At 26.3% G+C, this 22,181-nt stretch carries 20 protein-coding genes, 3 tRNA genes and 1 pseudogene; 17 read left to right on the top strand and 7 right to left on the bottom strand.

The genetic code is table 4. From position 1 onward, the window contains the following. Positions 1-101: 101 nt before the first annotated feature. The 13 genes and pseudogenes from OF364_RS02600 (at position 102) to OF364_RS02545 (ending at position 8,880) form a co-directional block, all read left to right on the top strand. Positions 102-177 (top strand) — tRNA-Arg (locus tag OF364_RS02600). Between the two features lie 138 nt (positions 178-315). Beyond that, a complete protein-coding gene (locus OF364_RS02595) occupies positions 316-1,116 on the top strand; it encodes a dimethylarginine dimethylaminohydrolase family protein (protein WP_263774094.1) in 801 nt (266 codons plus the stop codon). A 123-nt stretch (positions 1,117-1,239) separates the two neighbouring features. After that, positions 1,240-1,313 (top strand) — tRNA-Gly (locus OF364_RS02590). Position 1,314: 1 nt separating this feature from the next. Then, positions 1,315-1,388 (top strand) — tRNA-Gly (locus tag OF364_RS02585). 175 nt (positions 1,389-1,563) lie between these two features. Further along, the gene (locus OF364_RS02580) at positions 1,564-2,640 is read left to right on the top strand and encodes an ABC transporter substrate-binding protein (protein ID WP_263774093.1); all 1,077 of its coding nucleotides are present in this window, start codon (positions 1,564-1,566) and stop codon (positions 2,638-2,640) included. Beyond that, positions 2,615-3,670 (top strand): FecCD family ABC transporter permease, encoded by a 1,056-nt coding sequence (locus OF364_RS02575; RefSeq protein ID WP_263774092.1) that lies wholly within the window; start codon positions 2,615-2,617, stop codon positions 3,668-3,670. The genes OF364_RS02580 and OF364_RS02575 overlap by 26 nt, the downstream gene beginning before the upstream one ends. Then, positions 3,657-4,412 carry an ABC transporter ATP-binding protein gene (locus OF364_RS02570; protein WP_263774091.1) on the top strand — a complete coding sequence of 252 codons (756 nt, stop codon included), beginning with the start codon at positions 3,657-3,659 and terminating at the stop codon, positions 4,410-4,412. The genes OF364_RS02575 and OF364_RS02570 overlap by 14 nt, the downstream gene beginning before the upstream one ends. 66 nt (positions 4,413-4,478) lie before the next feature. Beyond that, positions 4,479-5,078: an FMN-dependent NADH-azoreductase gene (locus OF364_RS02565; RefSeq protein WP_205851468.1), complete on the top strand. Its 600-nt coding sequence runs from the start codon at positions 4,479-4,481 to the stop codon at positions 5,076-5,078. Positions 5,079-5,211: 133 nt separating this feature from the next. Beyond that, positions 5,212-5,655 (top strand): 50S ribosomal protein L11, encoded by a 444-nt coding sequence (gene rplK, locus OF364_RS02560; protein ID WP_205851467.1) that lies wholly within the window; start codon positions 5,212-5,214, stop codon positions 5,653-5,655. Then, positions 5,655-6,347 (top strand): 50S ribosomal protein L1, encoded by a 693-nt coding sequence (gene rplA / locus OF364_RS02555; protein ID WP_205851466.1) that lies wholly within the window; start codon positions 5,655-5,657, stop codon positions 6,345-6,347. The genes rplK and rplA overlap by 1 nt, the downstream gene beginning before the upstream one ends. Positions 6,348-6,582: 235 nt before the next feature. Next, positions 6,583-6,963, top strand: a pseudogene (locus OF364_RS03110) (IS30 family transposase); the annotation flags it as partial. Positions 6,964-7,194: 231 nt separating this feature from the next. Then, a complete protein-coding gene (locus OF364_RS02550; protein WP_205851465.1) occupies positions 7,195-8,259 on the top strand; it encodes a Fic family protein in 1,065 nt (354 codons plus the stop codon). 450 nt (positions 8,260-8,709) lie between these two features. After that, positions 8,710-8,880, top strand: a complete 171-nt coding sequence (locus tag OF364_RS02545; RefSeq protein WP_205851464.1) for a hypothetical protein — start codon at positions 8,710-8,712, stop codon at positions 8,878-8,880. Between the two features lie 285 nt (positions 8,881-9,165). On the opposite strand, the gene eno is transcribed toward OF364_RS02545, so the two are convergent. Then, positions 9,166-10,542, bottom strand: coding sequence for a phosphopyruvate hydratase (gene eno, locus OF364_RS02540; RefSeq protein ID WP_263774090.1), 1,377 nt, complete (start codon positions 10,540-10,542; stop codon positions 9,166-9,168). 118 nt (positions 10,543-10,660) lie between these two features. On the opposite strand from eno, the gene OF364_RS02535 reads away from it, so the two are divergent. Both OF364_RS02535 and tig read left to right on the top strand, forming a co-directional pair. Next, on the top strand, positions 10,661-11,365 hold the full coding sequence (locus OF364_RS02535) for a hypothetical protein (RefSeq protein ID WP_205851462.1): 705 nt from the start codon (positions 10,661-10,663) through the stop codon (positions 11,363-11,365). A 47-nt stretch (positions 11,366-11,412) separates the two neighbouring features. Then, the gene (tig, locus tag OF364_RS02530) at positions 11,413-12,819 is read left to right on the top strand and encodes a trigger factor (protein WP_263774089.1); all 1,407 of its coding nucleotides are present in this window, start codon (positions 11,413-11,415) and stop codon (positions 12,817-12,819) included. A gap of 84 nt (positions 12,820-12,903) precedes the next feature. Here tig and OF364_RS02525 read toward each other — a convergent pair whose 3' ends face one another. The 6 genes from OF364_RS02525 to OF364_RS02500 form a co-directional block, all read right to left on the bottom strand. Beyond that, complete coding sequence (locus OF364_RS02525) at positions 12,904-14,970, bottom strand: MSC_0620 family F1-like ATPase-associated subunit (RefSeq protein ID WP_205851460.1); 2,067 nt, start codon at positions 14,968-14,970, stop codon at positions 12,904-12,906. Next, a complete protein-coding gene (locus tag OF364_RS02520) occupies positions 14,954-15,427 on the bottom strand; it encodes an MSC_0621 family F1-like ATPase epsilon subunit (protein ID WP_263774088.1) in 474 nt (157 codons plus the stop codon). Before OF364_RS02520 ends, OF364_RS02525 begins: the two co-directional genes overlap by 17 nt. Further along, the gene (locus OF364_RS02515; RefSeq protein ID WP_205851458.1) at positions 15,427-16,335 is read right to left on the bottom strand and encodes an MSC_0622 family F1-like ATPase gamma subunit; all 909 of its coding nucleotides are present in this window, start codon (positions 16,333-16,335) and stop codon (positions 15,427-15,429) included. The genes OF364_RS02520 and OF364_RS02515 overlap by 1 nt, the downstream gene beginning before the upstream one ends. Position 16,336: 1 nt before the next feature. After that, complete coding sequence (locus tag OF364_RS02510; RefSeq protein ID WP_205851457.1) at positions 16,337-16,837, bottom strand: MSC_0623 family F1-like ATPase-associated protein; 501 nt, start codon at positions 16,835-16,837, stop codon at positions 16,337-16,339. Next, positions 16,837-18,297 (bottom strand): MSC_0624 family F1-like ATPase-associated membrane protein, encoded by a 1,461-nt coding sequence (locus OF364_RS02505; protein WP_263774087.1) that lies wholly within the window; start codon positions 18,295-18,297, stop codon positions 16,837-16,839. The genes OF364_RS02510 and OF364_RS02505 overlap by 1 nt, the downstream gene beginning before the upstream one ends. 119 nt (positions 18,298-18,416) lie before the next feature. Further along, on the bottom strand, positions 18,417-19,298 hold the full coding sequence (locus tag OF364_RS02500; RefSeq protein ID WP_205851455.1) for a DegV family protein: 882 nt from the start codon (positions 19,296-19,298) through the stop codon (positions 18,417-18,419). Positions 19,299-19,540: 242 nt separating this feature from the next. Between OF364_RS02500 and tyrS the strand changes: the two genes are divergently transcribed. Both tyrS and OF364_RS02490 read left to right on the top strand, forming a co-directional pair. After that, positions 19,541-20,788: a tyrosine--tRNA ligase gene (gene tyrS, locus OF364_RS02495; RefSeq protein ID WP_205851454.1), complete on the top strand. Its 1,248-nt coding sequence runs from the start codon at positions 19,541-19,543 to the stop codon at positions 20,786-20,788. A gap of 9 nt (positions 20,789-20,797) precedes the next feature. Then, positions 20,798-21,865, top strand: coding sequence for an alanine/ornithine racemase family PLP-dependent enzyme (locus OF364_RS02490; protein ID WP_205851453.1), 1,068 nt, complete (start codon positions 20,798-20,800; stop codon positions 21,863-21,865). The last annotated feature ends 316 nt before the right edge of the window (positions 21,866-22,181 follow it).

Below are 22,181 nucleotides of genomic sequence, written 5' to 3'. Positions count from 1 at the left end.
AAATTTTTAATTAATCGCTAATTTTAGAGTTTGATTTTATTAAAAAAACACTTAATAAAATCGTTTGTAAAACAATTTTGTGCTAAAATATTATATGCAACGGTCGTGTAGCTCAGGGGATAGAGTACGTGCCTTCTAAGCATGTGGTCGCAGGTTCGAATCCTGCCACGATCGCCATTTTTTTATTTCCTTTTTGGCTTTATTTTTTAGTTTTTTTGCATATATAAAATATTAATATTTTATTATTAAGCATTTTATAACAATATTCCGTATATAATAAAAGTAGTAAAAGATAAAAAAAGGAGAAAACGAATATTGAAAAAATTTAGTGACATTATAGTTAGAACACCAGCAAGTTCAATGGTTAATGGTATTACATCAGCACCAGAGCTAGGCAAACCTGACTACGAATTAGCAAAAAAACAACATTTAGCTTACATTAAAGCTTTAGAAGATGCAGGCTTGAAAGTAAGAGTAGCTGAAAAACTGGAAGACTATCCGGATTCATGTTTTGTGGAAGATGCAGCTGTAATTGTTCCAAGAAGAGAATTAGCCATTTTAACAAATCCAGGAGCAAAATCAAGAAATGGTGAAAAAGATTTTATGCTACCTATTCTAAAAGAGTATTTTCCAGAAGACAAAATTAAAAAGATTGTTTCACCTGGAACATTAGATGGTGGGGATGTTATGATGGTTGGCGATACCTATTTTGTAGGAATGTCAGACCGTACAAATAGTGAAGGTATTAGACAATTCCATAACATTTTAGCAAGTATAGGCAAAAAATGTATCCCAGTTCCAATGACTGAAATGCTACACTTAAAAACAGGAGTTAATTACCTAGAACACAACAATTTATTAATTTCGGGAGAATTTTTAGATTATCCTACATTTAAAGATTTTAATCAAATTGTAGTTACACCAGATGAAGGATATGCAGCAAATTGCATTTGAGTTAATGAAACTGTTATAGTTCCAGAAGGATATCCTAAATTATTAGCTAAAGTTAAAAACCTTAAAAAGTCAGATGGTCAACCATATAAAGTAGTTGTTTGCGATACTTCAGAGTACAAAAAATTAGACGGTGGTCTAAGTTGTTTATCACTAAGATTTTAATCTTAGTTAAAAATACACAAAAAAGTTTAAGGCATTTTAGCTCTAACTTTTTTGTTATGTCTTTTTTCATATAAAATATTCATAATTTTTAAATCTAAATGTTATATAATAATTAAGCAATTTGCGAGTGTAGTTTAATGGTAGAACTTCAGCCTTCCAAGCTGAATACGTGGGTTCGATTCCCATCACTTGCACCATGCGGATGTAGTTCAATGGTAGAACATCAGGTTGCCAATCTGAATACGAGGGTTCGATTCCCTTCATCCGCACCATATGTCTACAATCACTAAGAACCAAGTCTTTTAATGGCTTGGTTTTTAGTTTATTTTTAGAATTGCTGATACTATTATTAGATACAAAAAACTACTAAAATTGATATATATATATATATATATATATACTATAATATTTGTGTTACTAAAAAACTATACTTGAAAGGATAAAAATATGCTTAAATTAAAAAGTATATTACCATTTTTATCTTTATCAGCAGCTGCAATTCCTGTGATTGCTTCAAAATGCAACAATGAAGATAAAATATCAAAAAAATTTATAAAAATTATTGATTCTAAAGGAAACAATGTTTCAATACCAATAAACCCAACTAAAATTGCCATTCCTGCTAGATCAGGATTTGGAATGCTTGTTGCTTTTAATAAACACGAAAACATATCGGCCATTTATAAAAGTCTTTTAGACAATGAATGGTTGTCTAAAATAATTCCATATTCTAAAAACTATAAGAGTTTAGAATACAAAATTAACAAAGAATCTTATTTAAAAGAAGCTTATGATTTAGTTATTTCTCCTGATCAAAATAACTTTAATAAAACTAAAGATGCTAATTTATCAACAATGATTATAAGCCAATATCATTACCCAAATTATGATGATTACCTTTTTGAATATTGTGATATTCTTACAAAAATTTTCCCAGAGGATGATAATTTAATTAAAAAAGCTAATAAATGAAAAGAAGATTATCAAAAAATCATTGATGAAATTAAAATGAAACTAAAAGATGAAAACCCCACAAAAAATGTATTTTATGTAAGAGGTGATAAGAAAAACAAGGGCATTAATTATACTGAACCAGATTTATCAATTCAAGGTTCATTTATGAGATTGCTAAAAGTTAACTATCTACCTTCAAAATATCAAAGTAATGATTCTACTATTACAGAAGAACAATTAATTAAGGATAATCCAGATTATTTTATTTTGGGAGGTCAATATCAAAATCAAAATAAGGAAATTTTGTTGAAAGACCCAAAATACTCACAATTAAATGCAGTAAAAAACAAAAAGATTTTTAATATTCCAATTGGAATAATTCCATTTGAACAATTAGGTGTAGAAAATATGATATATCTAGCTGCATTAGCTAATTATTTTTGACCAGAAAAATTTAAATTTGACATTGATAAAATGATTAAAGATAGCTACAAGTATTATTACAATTATGATTTAACAGCTACAGAAATCGAAAAAATTAAAAATGGACAACGCGCAAATATTAATTAATAAAAAGAAGAAAATAAGAGCAATTATTTTTTCAATAACAGTCTTATTTTCATTTTTTATAATAATTTTGTCTTTGTTAGTTGGAAGATATAATGTTTCTTTAAAAAACTTCTTTTTGGTTATAACAAATAAAATTAATTCTCAAAACTATAATGATTATGTAGTAATTATAAAACTAAGATTGCCTAAAACTTTAATTGCTTTTATGGTAGGAGGAGCTTTAACACTAAGCGGGCTAACATATCAAGAAACATTTAAAAACAACTTAGTTTCTCCAGGAATTTTAGGTGTTTCTTCAGGTTCTAGTGTCGGAGCTGTAATAGCAATTATTTTAGGTTGATCTGGAATAGCATGAGGCATAGGAATTAGCATTATGGCTTTTATTTTTGGGATAGGAACTATATTTTTAACTATATTCTTGTCCAAAGTATTTCGGTCAAAATCAAATTTATCTTTAATCTTGTCAGGAATTATTATTTCAAGTTTAATGTCAAGTGTTGTTAGTCTAATAAAATCTTTTGCTAATGAGCAAACACAATTACCAACCATTGTATTTTGATTATTAGGAAGTTTTTCTAATGCCAAAATTGTTAATGTATATTTATTTTTACCAATATATTTAGTATGCGTCATTTTCTTATTACTAATCAGATGAAAAATAAATATTATTAGATTAGGTTTCGAACAAGCACAATCGAAAGGTATAAATTATAAAGCTTATAGATGAGCGATTATAATAACAGCCACTTTTTTAACTGCTGCTTCCATTAGTATTGTTGGAAATATATCTTGAATTGGTTTAGTAATACCTAATATTATTAGATTAATGTTTGGTAATAATACTAAAATTACCATTCCATTTTCTTTGACAATAGGCGGAAGCACAATGGTATTAATAGATATATTTTCTAGATCTTTAATCGAATCTGAAATTCCTATTTCTGCTATTTCTGGTATTTTAGGAGCTACTTTATTAGCCGTCATTCTAATAATACAATCCAAGAGGAGAATTTTTTATGATCAAAGTTAGAAATTTTTCTTTTAAATATAAAAAAGATAACATTTTAGAAGATCTAAATTTTACTATTGAGCCAAACGAAATTTATGTTTTATTAGGTATAAATGGTTCAGGTAAAAGTACTTTATTAAGATGTTTAGCAGGACTAGAAAAAATTGATAAAAATACAATTTTGATAAATAACAAAGATTTAAATGATATTTCCATAAAAGATAGATCTAAATTATTTAGTTATGTATCTCAAAGCACTAACAATATATCAGAATTCAGTGTTTTAGAGTATTTACAATTTAGCTTCGTTAATCAATATAAGTTTTTTGAAAGTGAAAAGACTCGAAACAATGAAAAAATCCTTGCTTTATTAAAAGAAGTTAACATGGATGCTTATATAAATAATTTAGTTATTGAATTATCAGGCGGTCAAAAACAAATTATTGAAATTTGTGCTGCCATATTACAGGATACAAGTATTATCTATTTAGATGAGCCTACTAGTGCCTTGGATTTAAAAAATCAAAATATGGTTCTAAAAATGATAAATGAATTAAAAGCAAGTGGAAAAACAATCATAATGTCAGACCATAATCCCAACCATGCCCTTTATTTAAATTCAAAAGTAATATTATTAGATAATAAAACAATTAAAAAAATCGATGATGCTAAAAAAATTATTAAAATATCTGAACTAAATTCAATTTATGGCAATGATATTAAAAACTCTAAAAATTTAGACTATGATGAAATAACAATATAATTATTCTAGTTATTTATTACTTTAAAAGTAATATAACTTAAATACAATAATGTTAAGGAGATTTATATGTCAAAAATTTTAGTTTTATACTCTTCACCAATACAGCCAAAAAACTCAATTTCTACTTTATTAACCAAAAAATTTGTTGAATTATATAAAACAAATCATCAAAATGAAGAAATCATCGAGTTAGATCTTAATGATTTAGAAATGGCAACAACTTGTCAAACATCAAAAAATATGCCAGAAACATATTCTGAAGAGCTATCTAATAAATACATTAATTTATTAAAAGAAGCTGATAAATTAATAATATCTTGTCCAATGATTAATTTCAATGTTCCAGCAGTTTTAAAGAATTTTTTGGATCGCATTGCAGTAGCAAATAAAACGTTTTCTTATAAATATTCAACTAAAGGTGGTTCAGTTGGATTATTAGATAATTTAGTAATCAAAATTATTGCCACCCAAGGAGCGCCTGATGGTTGATATCAATGAGCCAGTCATACTTCTTTTTTAAAAGGAATATGAAATTTCTTTGGAGCTAAAGTTAGTCCAACAATTCTAATTTCAGGCACAAAAATTAAGCCATATATTGATATGACTGCTGCTGAAATAGTAGAAGAAAATATAGGTCTATTAAAACAACATATTGATGAATTTTAAGCAAACAAATTATTATTAACATAATAAATGTTTGTGTTATAATTCTAAATGCAATTAAAAATTGCCTCTAGCAAGTGGGAGAATTTAAAATGAATAAATTCATTTGCACCACAATTATCGAAAGGATTTTAAAATGGCAAAAGAAATAGCTAAAAAAGCTAAACTACAATTTATGGCCGGACAAGCAAAACCTGGTCCAGCCCTAGCTGGGGTTGGTATTAATATGCCTGAATTTACTAAAGCATTTAATGACCAAACAAGAGACAGGGGAGCAGAACCTGTTCCAGTTCTTATTACAGTATACAAAGACAAATCATTTGATTTTAAATTGTTTACTGCTCCTACATCATTTAAATTAGCACAAGCTGCTAAAGCTAAAAAAGGTAGCGGTGCTCCAAATAAAGAAAAAATTGGTTCAATTACAATTGACCAACTAAAACAAATTGCTGAATATAAAATGGTTGATATGAATGCAAATACAATCGAAGCTGCTATGCGTCAAGTTGCAGGAACTGCAAAAAATATGGGTATAACTGTTGAAGGTTATGATGAATGACTAAAAGGCGGTGCTAACTAATGGCTAAAAGAATTACAAAGAATGCTAAAGTTTTAAAAACATTAGTTAACAAAAAAGATGTTTATTCTTTAGAAGATGCAATTAATCTAGCAAAAAAAGCTTCATTCGCTAAATTTGATGAATCATTAGACATAGCAATTAGACTAAATCTTGATACTAGAAAATCAGATCAACAACTACGTGGAGCAGTTGTTCTACCAAATGGAACTGGTAAAACCGTTAAAGTTTTAGTGGCTACAGATGAAGTAACAGCACAAAAATCTGCTAAAGAAGCAGGAGCTGATTATGTATATTCTTCAGCAGAACTACCAGAAGTATTAAATCAAGATAAATACGATTTTGATGTAATAGTAGCAGATCCTAAAATGATGTTAATTTTAGGTAAATATGGTAAAAAATTGGGACCTAAAGGTTTAATGCCTAACCCAAAAACTGGAACTGTAACTACAACCCCTGCTAAAGCAGTCGAAGAACTTAAAAAAGGTAAAGCAAACTACCGTGCTGATAAAGGTGGTATTGTACATGCTTCAGTTGGTAAAAAATCAATGACCACTCAAGCATTGGTTCAAAATGCTGAAACCTTAATTCAAACAATTAAAAGACTAAAACCACAAGCAGTTAAAGGAACATACATTTTAAATATTGTAGTTTCAACATCAATGGGTGCTTCAGTTAAAGTTAAAATCGATTAATAATCATTAAACCACAATTTCAAAGTTGTGGTTGCTGAATTGAAAATTCAAGTGCAACACATTATTGTAAAACATAAATGTGGGGCAGCTTGAATTTTTTATATTTAAAAATAAAAAAGGCCCCACAAAATAACCCTGGAGACCTACATGAATTATAAATTATTAAAAAAAATATTTTCATATTTCCTTTGATAAACATATCCCCTATTAGTGGACTACCACAAACGGAGGATATGTTTATTTCACTGCCTTTATATTAAGTAAATCAGGTTATGAAATAAATAGTGAATTAAGAAAATTAATAAAAGAAAATAATTTAAATGTAAAAAGCATAACTATTGATAATGGAATAGAATTTGAAAAAATAGGCATTTTAGCAAGATGACTAAATATAAGAATTTATCGAGCAGAACCATATGCTTCATTTCAGCGTGGTTCAAATGAAAATTGAAACGGTATATTTAGACGTGAATATAAAAAAGGATTTAATTCTAATTTAATTACTACTCAAGAATTGCAAAATATTCAAAATAAAATAAATGGAATGCCAAGAGAAATACTGGGATGAAGGTCTGCCTATAAACTCTTTTTTGAAAGAAAATTCTATATAAACTAAATATTTAGTAAATTATTGTTTATTTTTTCTATCAATTTAGTGATAGATTTTTTATTTTGCAAAATTAACTTTGATTTAAATTAAATGGTATTATTCAAAAATTTTAACTTTGTATTTTTATAATAAAAATATCAAGCACGTTTTGTGTTGCACTTGATATTTCACTTAAGGTAATGGCGAAATTATTCTCGCCATTATTGATTTTTCATAGCCAAATATGGTATAATGGCTATGAAAAAAGGAGGTGTTGTTTTGAGAAAATTTAATTATTTAAAACTTATGGATTTATCTTTATCTGTTAATATATATCATACTATTGCAAAGATCCATGAATATAAGGGAAAGCAAGAACTATATGTAGAAAATTATCCGGATATTTTAGATAAGATGATAGATGTTGCTAAAATACAAAGTACAAAATCTTCCAATGCTATTGAAGGGATCTATACTAATGATGTAAGACTTAAAGAGCTGATGAATAAAAAAGCAGAACCCAAAAACAGAAATGAAGAAGAAATTGCAGGGTATAGACATGTGCTTGATATTATCCATGAAAATTATGCCTATATAGAATTTAATAAAAATGACATCTTAACACTTCATAATCAATTATATTCTTATTCCTATATAAATAATAAGGGGAAATTTAAGACTATAGATAACACCATTGTAGAAGTAGATGCTTTCGGGAATAAAAAAGTACGATTTCGACCTGTAAGCAGTTTTGAAACAGAACTTTACTTTGATGAAATGGTGGAGGCTTACAAGGAAGCGGTGAAAGCAAATATTCCACCACTAATTCTAATACCGGTACTTATACATGATTTCTTATGCATTCATCCCTTTGATGATGGGAATGGAAGAATGAGTAGAATACTGTCACTTCTTTTACTTTATAAGTTCGGTTATTTTGTTGGAAGGTATATCAGTATAGAAATGCTTATTGAAAAAACCAAAAACTCTTATTATGAAGAATTACAGAACTCCAGTGAAAAATGGCATACTGGAGAAAATGATGAACTCCCTTTCATAAAGTATATGCTGGGTATTTTCTTAAAAGCATACAAAGAATGTGATGATAGATTTAATCTAATTGGAAAAGAAAAATTAACTTCACCTGAAAGGGTATTTTCTGTTATCCAAAAATCATTGAAACCACTTTCCAAAAAAGATATTATGATTCTCTGTCCAGATATATCACAAAGGACAATAGAACGAGCTTTAAAAGAATTACAGGACAATAAAAAGATAAAACAGGTAGGCAGTGGTCGATCAACAAAATATGTAAAGATTTAGATTCTAGGTAAAAAGTAAAACAACTAGAATAAAAAAGTGTTTAAAATGAGTAAAATTAACTGCAAAAATTGGATGTGTTGGAATATCAAGGGGTAATAGGTTAATCAAAAGCTTTCCAATATGGACAAGACCTAAATCTATTGATTTAAGAGAAGAATAAAGACATTAAGAGGCCAACCTTATAATTGGTAAACGTAGTTCTGGATATAGGAATATTTTAACCTCGACTGAAGGAAAAACAAGAGTTGTCTTTCACTGCCTTTATATTAAGTAAATCAAGCTATGAAATAAATAGTGAATTAAGAAAATTAATAAAGGAAAATAATTTAAGTGTAAAAAGCATAAACATTGATAATGGAATAGGATTTGAAAAAATAGGCATTTTAGCAAGATGACTAGATATAAAAATTTATCGAGCACAATCATACGCTTCATTTCAACGCGGTCCAAATGAAAAACTGGAACGGCATATTCAGACGAGAATATAAAAAAAGATTTAATTTTAATTTAATTACTCCTCAAGAATTGCAAAATATTCAAAATAAAATAAATGAAATGCCAAGAGAAATATTCGAATGAAGATTGGCTAAGAAACTCTCTTTGAAAGAAAATTTTATATAAACTAAATATTTAGTAAATTATTGTTTATTTTTTCTATCAATTTAGTGATAGATTTTTTATTTTGCAAAATCAACTTTGATTTAAATTAAATGGTACTTTTTAAAAATTTTGGCTTTGTATTTTATAATAAAAATATCAAGCATGTTTTGTGTTGCACTTGGTATTTCACTTAAGGCCCCAATTTCAAAGTTGTGGTTTTTTGTTTTCATTACTGAATTAAACAAGACTAAAAAATCAAGCCTTAGTCTTAAGACTTGATATTAGAAAGTATAAAAATACACTTTTTTATTTCAAATTATTAAATGCTTTTAGACCTGGATAAATTCCTTTTTGTTGTAATTCGTCTTCAATTTTAATTAAACGATTATATTTAGCTATACGATCTGTTCTTGAAACTGAACCTGTTTTAATTTCTCCGGTGCTAAATGCTACTGCTAAATCGGCTATAAATGTGTCTTCTGTTTCACCTGAACGATGTGAAATAACTGGTACTAAATTTGCATCTTGCGACATTTGAATGGCTTTAAATGTTTCTGTTAATGATCCGATTTGGTTAATTTTAATTAATGAAGCATTAATTGCTTTTTTGTTTATTGCCATTTTAATATATTTTGGATTTGTAACAATTAAGTCATCTCCAACTAATTGAACTTTTTTTCCATAAGCTTCATTCATTTTAATAAAACCTTGTCAATCATCTTCATGGTGTGAATCTTCAATAGACATAATTGGATAATTATTAATTAATTTACCAAAGTATTCAACTAACTCTTGACTACTGAATTCATATTTATTTTGTGAATATTTTTCGAAACCTTCTCTTTTTTCAACTAAGGCTTGCTTAAATTTCTTAAATATATATTTTTTAGCTTTTTTATCATATATTTCAGAACTAGCTGCATCTAAACAAATTGCTATTGCATTTTCTCCTGATGTTGCTGGATTAAATCCCGCTTCTTTTATTGCCTTAACTAAGAAATCCAAAGCTTCCTCATGTGTATGAAGATTAGGTGCAAAACCACCTTCATCACCAACTTGAGTTCCATGCCCTGCATTTTTTAGTAATTTAGCTAATGTATGGAATACTTTGTTTGCCATTTGAAGTGCACACTTAAAAGTTTTAGCACCAATAGGCATAATCATAAATTCTTGAAAATCAATAGTATTTGAAGCATGTTCTCCACCATTTATAACATTAAGCATAGGAACTGGTAATGAAAAACCGTTAGTGTCCTTACCTGCTAAAGTAGCTAAATATTCATATAATGGTTTTTTAAGTTCCATAGCTGCAGCTTTGGCTACTGCTAAAGAAACTGCTAATATTGCATTAGCTCCATATTTTGATTTTGTTTCAGTGCCATCACTTTTAATCATTAATTTATCAATTGTTTTTTGATTTTTAACATCCTTACCAATTAATAGTTTTGATAATTCATTGTTAACATAGTCACAAGCATTTTGTACACCTTTTCCACCATATCAATTATTTTCATATTTAGTTCCCTTATCTCTTAGTTCTAAAGCTTCTTTTGAACCGGTTGAAGCTCCAGAAGGAACTAGTGCTTCTGCAAAAGCTTTTTTAGTACTTAATTCCACTTTAACAGTAGGATTACCTCTACTGTCTAATACTTCATATGCGTAGATCTTTTGTATTTTAGACATCTATTTTATCTCCTTTAATTATTAGTGTAAATTTTCAATTTCTTTAAAAAATCAACATATTATAATTATAAGTTATTAATAGTTTTTATTGTCTTTAAATTAGTGTAAAATTCTATTTATGAACAATTTATTAGAAAAAGAATTTAGTGCATTTATAGATAGAATTTTAGAAATGCGTTATGAAGATCCACTAAAGGCAATATATCTTTTAGATGATGCTCAAAAACAATTTCCAATGACACAAATGCAAAAGGAAATTGAAACAGTGCGAAACAACATTACATTTCAAATTAAAAAAAATAATTTGAAAACAAAAACTTCATTAGAAACTTTAGAGTTAATTAATTCCTTAAAAAACAAAAAAATGGATTATATTTTTATGTTAATTTATAATGAACTAAAAACTCGAGACATATCAAAATACTTAAGCGAATTTCAATACTTTTTTAATGGAGAGGGATTTGATAATTCCGGATTTCAAACTCTAATTTATGATTTGCTGCAAACTAAGGGCATTGATTATGATTATAAAATAAAAAATGAAATTATAAACCCTTTAAAAGATGGCTCTTTTTTAAAGAATCCAGATATTGCAAAAATGGAAAGTAGAATCATAAATGCATTTAGTTCAGATATTGCAAAAACTAAAATAGCTAGACAAGTATTTAGTGCTTATTTATTCCAAAATTGAGTTGAAATACTTAAAAATAAAACTAATGATGATTACAAAATTATCGAAAATGTAACAGCAGTTCTATTCAATGAAAAATCAGAAAAAGACTTAAATAAAGCTGAATCAATCTTATATGCATTATTTAAATAAATAATGTTATAATATTATCATAATTTTTTTATTTCAAGGAGACGCAAATGTCAAGAAAAATAAATGAAAACAATACAGAATTAATTATTAATTACACCTTAGAAGGTGAAGAATGAAAAAAGGCTTTAGATAAAACCAGAGAAAACCTTGCAAAAGAAATTACCGTTCCTGGATTTAGAAAAGGTAAGGCTCCATTAAGAGAAGCTGAAAAATATATTAGTGAATCAAAAGTTATTAATAAAACAGTTAGCAGAAGTTTAGAAGATGTTTACCAAAAGCATATTTTGACCCAAATTAAAGATGATGATAATCTAACTGACCATACACCTGCTTTAAACATTAGTGAAATTTCTTTTGATAAAGTTACATATGAATTTAAGTTTCCATTATTTCCAAAAGTTAATTTAGGAGATTACAAAGGCTTAAACATTAAATTATCAAAACTTAACTTATCTAAAGAAGAATTGAAAAAAACGGAAGAAAGTATTTTAGAAAACTATTTAGTAATGCTTGATTCTGAAGAACCAATCAAATTAAACGACGAAGTTGTATTTGATTTTGAAGGATATGTTGATGGTAAACAATTTGATGGTGGAACATCAGCTGATTTTACTCTAAGAGTAGGTTCAAATCAATTTATTCCTGGTTTTGAAACAAAAATGATCGGACTAAAAAAAGGTGAAACTAAGGATTTAGACTTAAAATTTCCTGAAACATACCATGTAAAAGATCTAGCTGGAAAAGATGTAGTATTTAAAGTAACAATTCATTCAATTAAAACTCCTAATTATCCTGAAGTTAATGATCAGTTTCTTAAAGAAGTTAAACTTAATGCTTTAGTTAATAATAAAGAAGACTTTGATGTTTTTGTAAAACACAATGCTTTAAAAGAAAAATACTCAATAGCAATTAAAGAATTCATGGATAAAGCCATTGAAAAAATTAATTCTAAAACAACAATTGAAATGTCAGACATAATCATTCGTGAAGAATCTACAAAATACTACAATGATTTTTTAAAGAATATCAAACAACAAGGTATTAGTGAAAATGATTACCTAGAATTTACAGGTTCAACAAAAGAATCAATCATTGCTAATTACAATAATGAAGCTAAAAAGAACTTATCACATTCTTATATATTAGGCAAAATTGTTGAAGTAGAGAAATTAAAAGTCAGTGAAGAGTTATATAACAAAGAAATTGAAAAACTAACAAGTATATATACTCTATCAGCTGAACAAATTAAATCATTCTTTACAATTGAAAGATTTGAACAACAAAAACTAACAGAATTAGTATTTGAAAGATTAGCTGAACTAAATGATCCTGAAAACTTGAAAGCTTACAAAGAAGCTGATAAAGAAATAAAGGACTATGAAGAAAAAAGTACAAGAGCAATTGTAACATCCGCACATCAAAAACATGAGCAAGAAAAAGCTAAAAACAAATAATTTTAATCGCACCATTTGGTGCTTTTTTTTATACTTAAAATTAGAATAATAAAAAACATGCATTGATTTATGCATGTTTGAATATTATAAGACTATCATCATTATTGAAACTAATAAAACAATGGCAATTATTGAAAATGTTGTAATTAGTAGTTTTTTAGTCTTAAGAACTTTTAGTTCATTTTTTCTAACACCAATAAAAATTAGTGATGATAATAATATAATTCCTGAAAGAGCACTTAGAGCATATCCAACCTTATTCATTACATTAGTGTTAATTTTTTTATCACTTTGAATTTGTGCGTTAGCTATCTCATAAGCTTTTTTTAGATCTTCTTTATTCTTTTGTTCTGTCATTGGTTTATTATCAACCAAGAAAGCTAGAGTAGCAAAGTTATTCATAACTTCATTTACATTAGTTGTATAGTTGTCATATCAATCCATAATATCAATTGTTCTTATCTTTGCTGAAGCAATTAAACGCGAAATCTTTAGATTAACATGATTATAGTATTCATTTATAACGTTTAAATCCATTCCGCTTTGTGCGAATTTAGTTTTAATTATTTTTTCATTTATTTTAGTTATTGCTTTAAATCTTAATAAAACATTTTTTAGTGATTGAGAAAGTGAATAGAAATAATCATTATTATTAATTCTTGATGAAAATAAACTAGTTAGTAATAAGTTATTAGACTGTTGAATACCTTTTTTAATAACTGATTCATCGTTTTGTTTCATATATTCAGCTGCAGTATTTGAAATAATTTTATTTGATTCTTTTACATAAGATTCACTATTAGTTAAAACGACTGCTGTAGTTATTAGGTTATATAATGAATCACGTAATTCATCGTTTCTAAGTTGATTATAATCAATTTTTTCATCCACACCTAATGATTTAATCATTTGCTGGAACAAATTCTTATTAGCATTAATTATTTGTTCATACACAAGGTTTAGAGCTTGTTGAGCTTTAGTGTTATTAACTTCTAGTTCAAAAGTATAAGGTCTAAATTTTTTTGTAACTTGGTCGACAATATGAATATCCACACTTAAGCTATTTTTTTTGTTTGATTTATTTACAGCTTGAACGGTGTATTTATATCTAGTATTAATTGGATTATTAAAGAAAAACATTTCTTGTTTTCTTGATGCATCTAATTCTATAAAATTGTTGATTAGTGTTTGAGCTTCTTTTAGGGCATATTTGCTTGAAACAAATGGCATTAAATTAGGTATTGCTTGAATTTGTTCTTCACGATCAAAATCCTTTTTAGGTTTATCCCCAGGCACTAAGTCAGGTTTAGTAATGGGTTCATCGTCTTTCTTTTGTTGTTCTTGTTCTTTTTCAACAAAATTTTTATTTTGTTCTATATCAAAGACAATAAATTTCCTATTAAGTTTTGGTTGAATATAATCTTGTCAAGATTTGAAACCTTTGGGTATAACTTCATCAATTTCATGTTTGAAACTTAAATCTTTTCCAAATCTAGGAATATCTTTTTCTTCTAATAACATTTTAGGTAATTGTTCATTTAGGTCATTGAAATAATTTGCAATTAATTCTTCAAACTTTTTCTTTGAAACAGTGTTTGTTCGAGTACTTTTTTTTGTTATTTTATTTTGAGTACCCATACCCAATTGTTCTTTGTAATTTGTATCTTCAGTAGAACCAACTCTAATTTCTTCATATATTTTGTTATTAAAAGATATATCTGACATTTCAAATTTTTCATTTTTGGCAACAACAAATGGAAACACAATGTTAAAACCAGCAGTGTTTTGAGGTTTTTTTAGTATTGCTTCTTTGTTTCTTTCAAAATAAATAATTAAGTTTTTAACATAAATTGCTTTTTCAAAAGTACTTTTATATTGATTTTGGGTTTTTTCATCGTTACTATTTAAAAAAGCAACTAATTTATTTTGTTCATTTTTTAGAAAACTAATTATTGAATCGATTGTTTTGGTTGTTCCTTCTTTTATTTTTTCATTAGCTATATTAAGAAATTGACCAAAATCAGGTGAGAGTTTATCTTCCTTATTTTTATCATCTTTTTGTTTTGAAAAATAAGATGAAACAACAAAAGTTGGTGCTAAAGCCAGAATCGGGATAGAACCAAGTGCCAAAATTTTATTTTTGATTTTCATAATTGTTTTCTCCTATCAGTTTAAGGTTGTGCTTAATATTTTCAATATATAGTTTTCTTTTTAAATTGTTTCATTCAATATATTGATCTAAACTTAAACCAATTGTTTGTAATGAATTAAAGTATTTAATTTTTTCATTTAATTCATTAATTTGCTGTTTATTATTTATTGCCTTATTTGATTTTTTGTAAATCATTTCTTTGTTAAAAGTATTAATAATAATTTCTTTGTTATAAACAATCACATTAGTATTAAATAAGAATAAATAAAACTGCTTATTAGTGTCTATATCATTAATTTTAATAACTGTCTTGTCATAAGCCATTACGGCATCTGAATCGACTAAAGCTCAATCATCGTTGTCGTCAATGTTAACATAAAGCTCTGCGTTTCGAATAACAAGTGATTTGTTATCAATATAATTGATAATTATTTTAAATGAAGAATTCTTTGACATTATTTAAATCCTCCATTTTTTTCATTAGACATAGTTAACATAACAATTTCTTCAATTTCTTTTTCTCTTCGAATACGCATGGTTTTTTTCTTAATGCTTTCGATTTCTTCTTCGATTTGACCTACAATTTTATTTGTAGTTACAAGGTCATTTTTAGCATTATAAAATGAAGATTCGATTACTAAAGAATAAATAGCATTTTCAAGAAAAATATTAATTTCGTTTTCAATAAATTCTTCAATTTTAGGATAAATCTTAAAATTAGATATATCAAATGCTAAAGTATTAATTTTTTCTTCATGTACTAATTTATTAACATCAAATTGGTCTATTGGAAGTATTGTAAAATAGCCATTAAAGTTTTTATTAGTATTTAGAACAAAGTTAACTTCAGAGTAATTATTTTCTAAATTTAAAATTTTGATTAACTGACTTAAAACTAGAGGAATATTAGTTATTGTTTTATCTTCTTCGCTATAAGATTTAACAATGTTTAGTTTGTTTGTTTTGCAAAATTCTGTAGCACGGTCACCTATAGCTATAAAATCATCTTTATTTTTAGCTGCAACTTCAAGTAACTTCTTTTCATAACGTGTATATGAATCAGTTGAGTATTTTTGTTTTTCAGTTAGATAAATTCATAATTTTGGGCTTCTTTTAAAAATTGATTTAATTTTATTTAAAATAGCGCCCTTGTTGTTTTTATTGTGAATTAATTTATTTTTAATAGCATATTTTTGGTTAATAGCGGTGATAAGGTTAATGTTAAGCAAAGAGTTGGTAATATTAAACCTTAGTTTTTTTGTTAACTTCATTATGTCAATAAGGAGAATATTTTTAGTGTTATTCACTTTAGTCAAAATATTCTCTAAATTTTGAAGTTTTTCCTCTCATTTTTTTACATGCATATTATCACCTTAATATATTTTCTTTACTGAAATAAATTTCAATTTTTTGACGCTGTCAAATAGCTATTCCCTTCATTATTTCGACAATAAAACCATCTTTTAGTAATGATTTAATTTCTGAGTTAAGTAATTTGATTAATGTTGGATCTTGAATTTTGTTATTAGCACTTAAGTCAATAGATTCAAAATTAGTGCTAATGGTGTTAGAAGTGGTTGGGCTAATAAAATAATTATTTAAGTGTTCTGATAGTTCATATTTGATAATAAAGTCATCAAAAATAACATCAAATCTTTTTTCTAAAGCTAAATATAAAGAATTAGATATTTTTTCAAGGTCTCTATTTTTTGAGCCATGTGAAGCTTTAATTAAAAGTGTAGAAAATAGTTTTTGGTAACTTATAAATTTATTAGCAGATTTTATATCTAAAAATTTTTGGTTATATTCTTCAATTTTGTTATAACAATCTTTAAGAACTTTTATTTCTTTTTTATCTGTTTTCACTATTTAGCCTCACTTATCGCTTTGGTTTTGTTTTTCTTAGTTAATTTAAACAATACAACCATTAAATTAATTAACACAGAGATACTAAAAGCAAAAACTAGGCTCAATGTTGTGATTATAAATATTTGATTTAAAGACAATATTGAATTTATATGATAGAAAGATTCATTGTTGTTTGCTAATAATAGACTATTAATTCCATTTAGTATTAATGTTGTGCCAACCATAATGGCAATTAGTTTAATAAATATAGCTACATATAAACTTTCAGAGTTATTATTTCATTTATAAATACAAATAATGATAAGAGTACTTAAAGCTGCAAATAAGGTCATTATGTTATTAACTAATAAGCCACTACTTTTTAAAGCAGTTAAACTAGCAATAATTCAAATAACCACTAAACTAAATGACATAGTTACAGTTTTAGCTAATGAGCCTCTTAATTTTAGTTTTTTAGCAAAATTTAGAGTTACATAAAAACTAAACGCAATAAATATTCCTAATAATCCAATTAAATATAAGTAATTATTGCTATTTATTTTAGTGTCAATTATTGTAGTACTATTTTTATAAAATATAGCTCTTGTAAATCAAATTAAACCAACAAAACCAAATACGATTCATAATAATATTTTTTCTTTTGTATCAGCAAAATTATGTTTCTTAGAAGTTACAATAATAATTCTTTCAATATTAATTCCACAAATAACTAAAACTAGGAATAAAAATAATAAAATATTTAAAAATAAGTTTTTGATATCTCTTTTGTTAAATAAATCTATGAAAGTTTTATGAACAATATTATTGTTTAAAAAATCAAATTTATCACCTTTTATACTAAATATTCAAACACTAATAGTGATTAAAAAACTTAGCACTAAAACAATTCTTGAAGTAATTGAAATTATTGTTGGAGTCTTTGATTTATAAACCAAAGGATTTGTTTTTCTTTTTAACTTATATGTGTACACTGAATAAGATATGTCACAAGCTAAAACAAAAACTGAAAAATAGGATAAATAATAATAAGACATTGTGTCGTTTTTAAAAAAACTAAACAATAAAGTAACTGAGATTAATGAAAATAATAAATAAATTACAAACCAAGGAATATATTTTTTAGTGTTAACTTTGTTATCAAGAATATTTGAAAAATTTTTAGCTATTGTATATATAAATATTCCAATTAAAAAAAACATCCGAAATAAAACAAGATAATTAATTCTTTCAGTTGCAGGGTTAGTAAAAACTAAAAAATATTGAATATCTTTGTTAATGAACAATCTATTTGCAAATAAAGATTGTGGTGCTAAAAATAATAGCAATAAAGAACTCAAAGCAAAAACACTTAAAAGTAATATTTTAAGCAATAAAGTAATCGAGTTTTTTTTCTTATTGTCAGCTAAAGAACCAAAATCATCATATATTTTTTTATCTTCAATTACATTAGTTTCCATATATTTATCTCCTCATTTAATTATTAAAAAGTCATTATTATTAATAATGACATATCTTAACATAGATTTTAATAAAATTAATAAAAAGGCACTTCTATTCAAAAAAAAGGCCTTAAAAATTATCATTTTTTAGCATATTTAAAGAACTTAGATTCAATTTTAGGATCAATTTTAATTATTGTCGTACACACTGCTCCAACACCAGTATGAATAGCAATATCTACTGGTAAATCGAGCGAATAAACAGGTATTTGGTTATTAATAATGTTCTTAAATTTAGCTGTTAATTCTTCTAATAATTCACTTCCAGAATGAATTATTAATAAGCATTTATTTGTGATGTTTTCTTGATTGTTTTTTCACATATCGGCCACAACTTTTTCAAGTGATTTGCTAAATATTCTTCCAATTGCTTCTTTTTCAAGAATTCCGTTATCGAATTTTAAAATAGGTACAATTCTTAGCAATTTTGCAATAGCTGCAGCACTTTTTGATAATCTTCCACCTTTAACTAAGGCATCATTAAATTGCGGAATTAAAATTAATTTGTCATTATTTTTTTCAAATATTTCACAAGCTTCTTCAAATGCGACACCATCTTTAATTTTTTGTTCAAATTCAAGTAAATTTTTAAAAATTAAAAAAGATAAATGTTTAGATTGAACAACAAAAACTTTGTCATTATCTTGAAATTGAGTTGTTAAAAAATTGGTTTGTGAAGATAAAAACTTAGAAATTGGATATATGATAATTTTGTCATAATCATTTAGATATTTTGCTACAACTTCTTCATTATATCCTAAAGATGACGCTGATGTCTTGGCATCTATTTTGCGGTTTTCTTTTCATAATTTAACATAATCATCTATTAAAATATCTTTACCAATTTGATAAGTTTTCCCTTCAACTTCTGCTTGAAGAGGAATAAAGCCTCAGCCCATTTCATTTGCTTGGGCTTCATTAAGTCCACAAGATGAATCTACAATTATTTTAATTTTCATATTTCTCCTAAATTACATTTAATTTGTTACTAAATTATATAGATTAAGTTGGAATTGATATAAATATTTTTGATATTGTCGCAAGTAATGACTTTTGAATTTAAATTAAAAGCAAATATTAAAAGCAAATATATAATCTAAAACCACTTGACATTTAAAAAATCTAAATTTATTTATATATTATAATTTACATATATTTATTTTAATAACCTCAACATCATTACACAAATTTAGGAGATAATATGCCAGCAAAATTTTTAGAAGAACTAAAACAAAGACAAATTTTAAATAACATTTCAAGTGAAGAAAAATTTTTAAAAATTAAAAAAGGTTCTGGAGTTTATATTGGTTTTGATCCAACTGCAAAAAGTTTACACTTAGGCAACTATTTACAAATCTTAACTTTGTTAAGGTTTAAAAAAGCTGGTTATAAACCATATGCAGTTTTAGGTGGTATGACTGGAATGATCGGGGACCCTAGCTTTAGAAGCACTGAACGTGTATTATTAAGTGATAGTGATGTTCAAAAAAATAAAGCAGCTATTAAAAAACAACTAGAAAGTTTTGGACTAACAGTTGTTGATAATTATGATTTTTATAAGGATATGAGTGTTATGCAATTTTTAAGAGAAGTCGGAACACTAATTAATGTTAATTATCTTTTAGAAAAAGAAAGTATTAATACAAGATTAGAAAACGGTCTAACCTTTACTGAATTGACATATCAATTACTACAGGGTTGAGATTTTAAAAATATGTATTTTAATTATGATACTAAAATTCAAGTTGGAGGCTCTGATCAATGAGGCAATATAACAACAGGACTAGAGTTTATTAGAAAAATAAATCCCTCAGATTCTAAAGAAGCAGTTGCTTTAACAATTAATTTATTAACTGATGAAAACGGTAATAAATACAGCAAATCCACAGGTGGAGGAGCACTGTGATTAGATAGCAAAATGACCAGTCCATATGCTTTATATCAATTTTTATTAAATGTATCAGATAAAAAAGTTGAAGAGTTCTTAAAAATATTAACTTTTTTAGATCTAAAAGAAATTAGCCAAATAATGTCTAATCACAATGAAAAAAAGCATCACCGTATTGCTCAAAAAACATTAGCATATGAAGTTATTAAAGATATTTATTCAAATGAAATTGCAAATACTGCTAAAAAAATCAGTGAAGTGTTATTTTCTAAAAGTGATGAACAACTAAATTTAGAAGATATTGAAATGATAAGGGGCTCAATTCCAGTTTTAGAAATAAACCAAAAAACTAAGTTTATTGACTTGATTAACAATTACAAAATAACTTGTTCAAATCGTGAAACCAGAGAATTTATATCCAAAAAATCATTTTCAATTGATGGAATTGTTATTGAAAATGAAAACCAAGAAATTGAATTCAATAATTATGCTAATAAATATGCTCTATTAAAAAAAGGTAAAAAAGACTTTTTTATTCTAAAAAATAAAACAAAAAACTAAAGAGGTAGAATGAGTTTTCCAAAATTAATTATTAACGAAATTAAATTTAAACACAATGTAAAAAGAGCTATAGAAATTTGTAAACAAAAAAATATTGAAGTATTAGCAGTAACTAAAGGATTCTGTGGTAATCGTAGAATGGCAGAATTATATTATGAAGCAGGTATAAAATACTTTGGTGAATCTAGATTAGATAATTTTGAAATTTATAAAGATATACCAGGACATAAGCAATTACTTAGAATTCCAATGATTAGTGAAATTCCTAGAATGCTTGAGCTATGTGACTCATCACTAAATGGGGATATTCATGTTATTGAAAAAATAAATGATTATGTGCTAAAAAACAATTTAAAACCACATGAAATAGTGCTAATGGTAGACTTAGGTGATAGACGTGAAGGCTATTTACCAGAAGAAACCTTAGATATAGCTAGAAAAATATCTGAATTAAGGGGTATAAAATTAATTGGATTAGGTTGCAATTTTGGCTGTTATGGAGCTAGAGTTCCTTCAGATGAGTCTATGTCACAATTTGTTGAATTACAACATGAAATTGAAAGAGAACTAAATATTAAACTTAGTCACATGTCAGGTGGTAATTCTTTAAGTTTGCATATGGTTTGAGAAAATAGAATGCCTGCTGAAATTAATTTTTTAAGAATGGGCTTTGCTATGATATTTGGCACTGAAGATATGTATCGTCAAACTATCGAAGGTATGCATCGCGATGCTTTTAGATGTGAAGCTGAAGTAATAGAAGTAGATTATAAATCATCATTACCTGTAGGAGCTTGTGGAATTGATGCTTTTGGACATGTTCCTCACTTTGATGATATTGGTGATATAAAGCGAATTATATTAGCAATTGGAAAACTTGATACTATGTTTGATGCAATGATTCCACGTGATAAAGATTTAGAAATTTTAGGTGGTTCTTCTGATCATTTAATAATCAATGCTCAAAATAGCAAAAAAATCTATAAACCCGGAGATATTGTTAGTTTTGATTTAGATTGAGGAAGCTTGCTTTATTTATTTAATTCAAAATACGTAAAAAAAGAATTTGAAAAATAACAAAAAATCAGGCTGTGAGTCTGATTTTTTAAGTGAAATATCAAGTGCAATACATTATTGTAAATATAAATGTGAGGTAACTTGAATTTCTAATTCGGAAATTATTTTTTCTCAAAAACTACAATGAACAGGCCTTACAGGATACAAAAAACTACAAGATTTATTATAAATAAGGAGATGAAGAGATGATTAAACATATCCCCTATTAGTGGACTACCACAAATGGAGGATATGTTTTTTATTATGAAAAAATATAAGACAAGAATATTTTTATACAAGTTGTGTATGAGAGTGCTTACTGGAGAAAAAATTCCAG

Source organism: Mycoplasma enhydrae (assembly GCF_025779955.1).
GTDB classification, from domain to species: Bacteria; Bacillota_I; Bacilli_A; order Mycoplasmatales; family Metamycoplasmataceae; genus Metamycoplasma; species Metamycoplasma enhydrae.
This window is presented reverse-complemented; position numbering and strand designations above follow the sequence as displayed.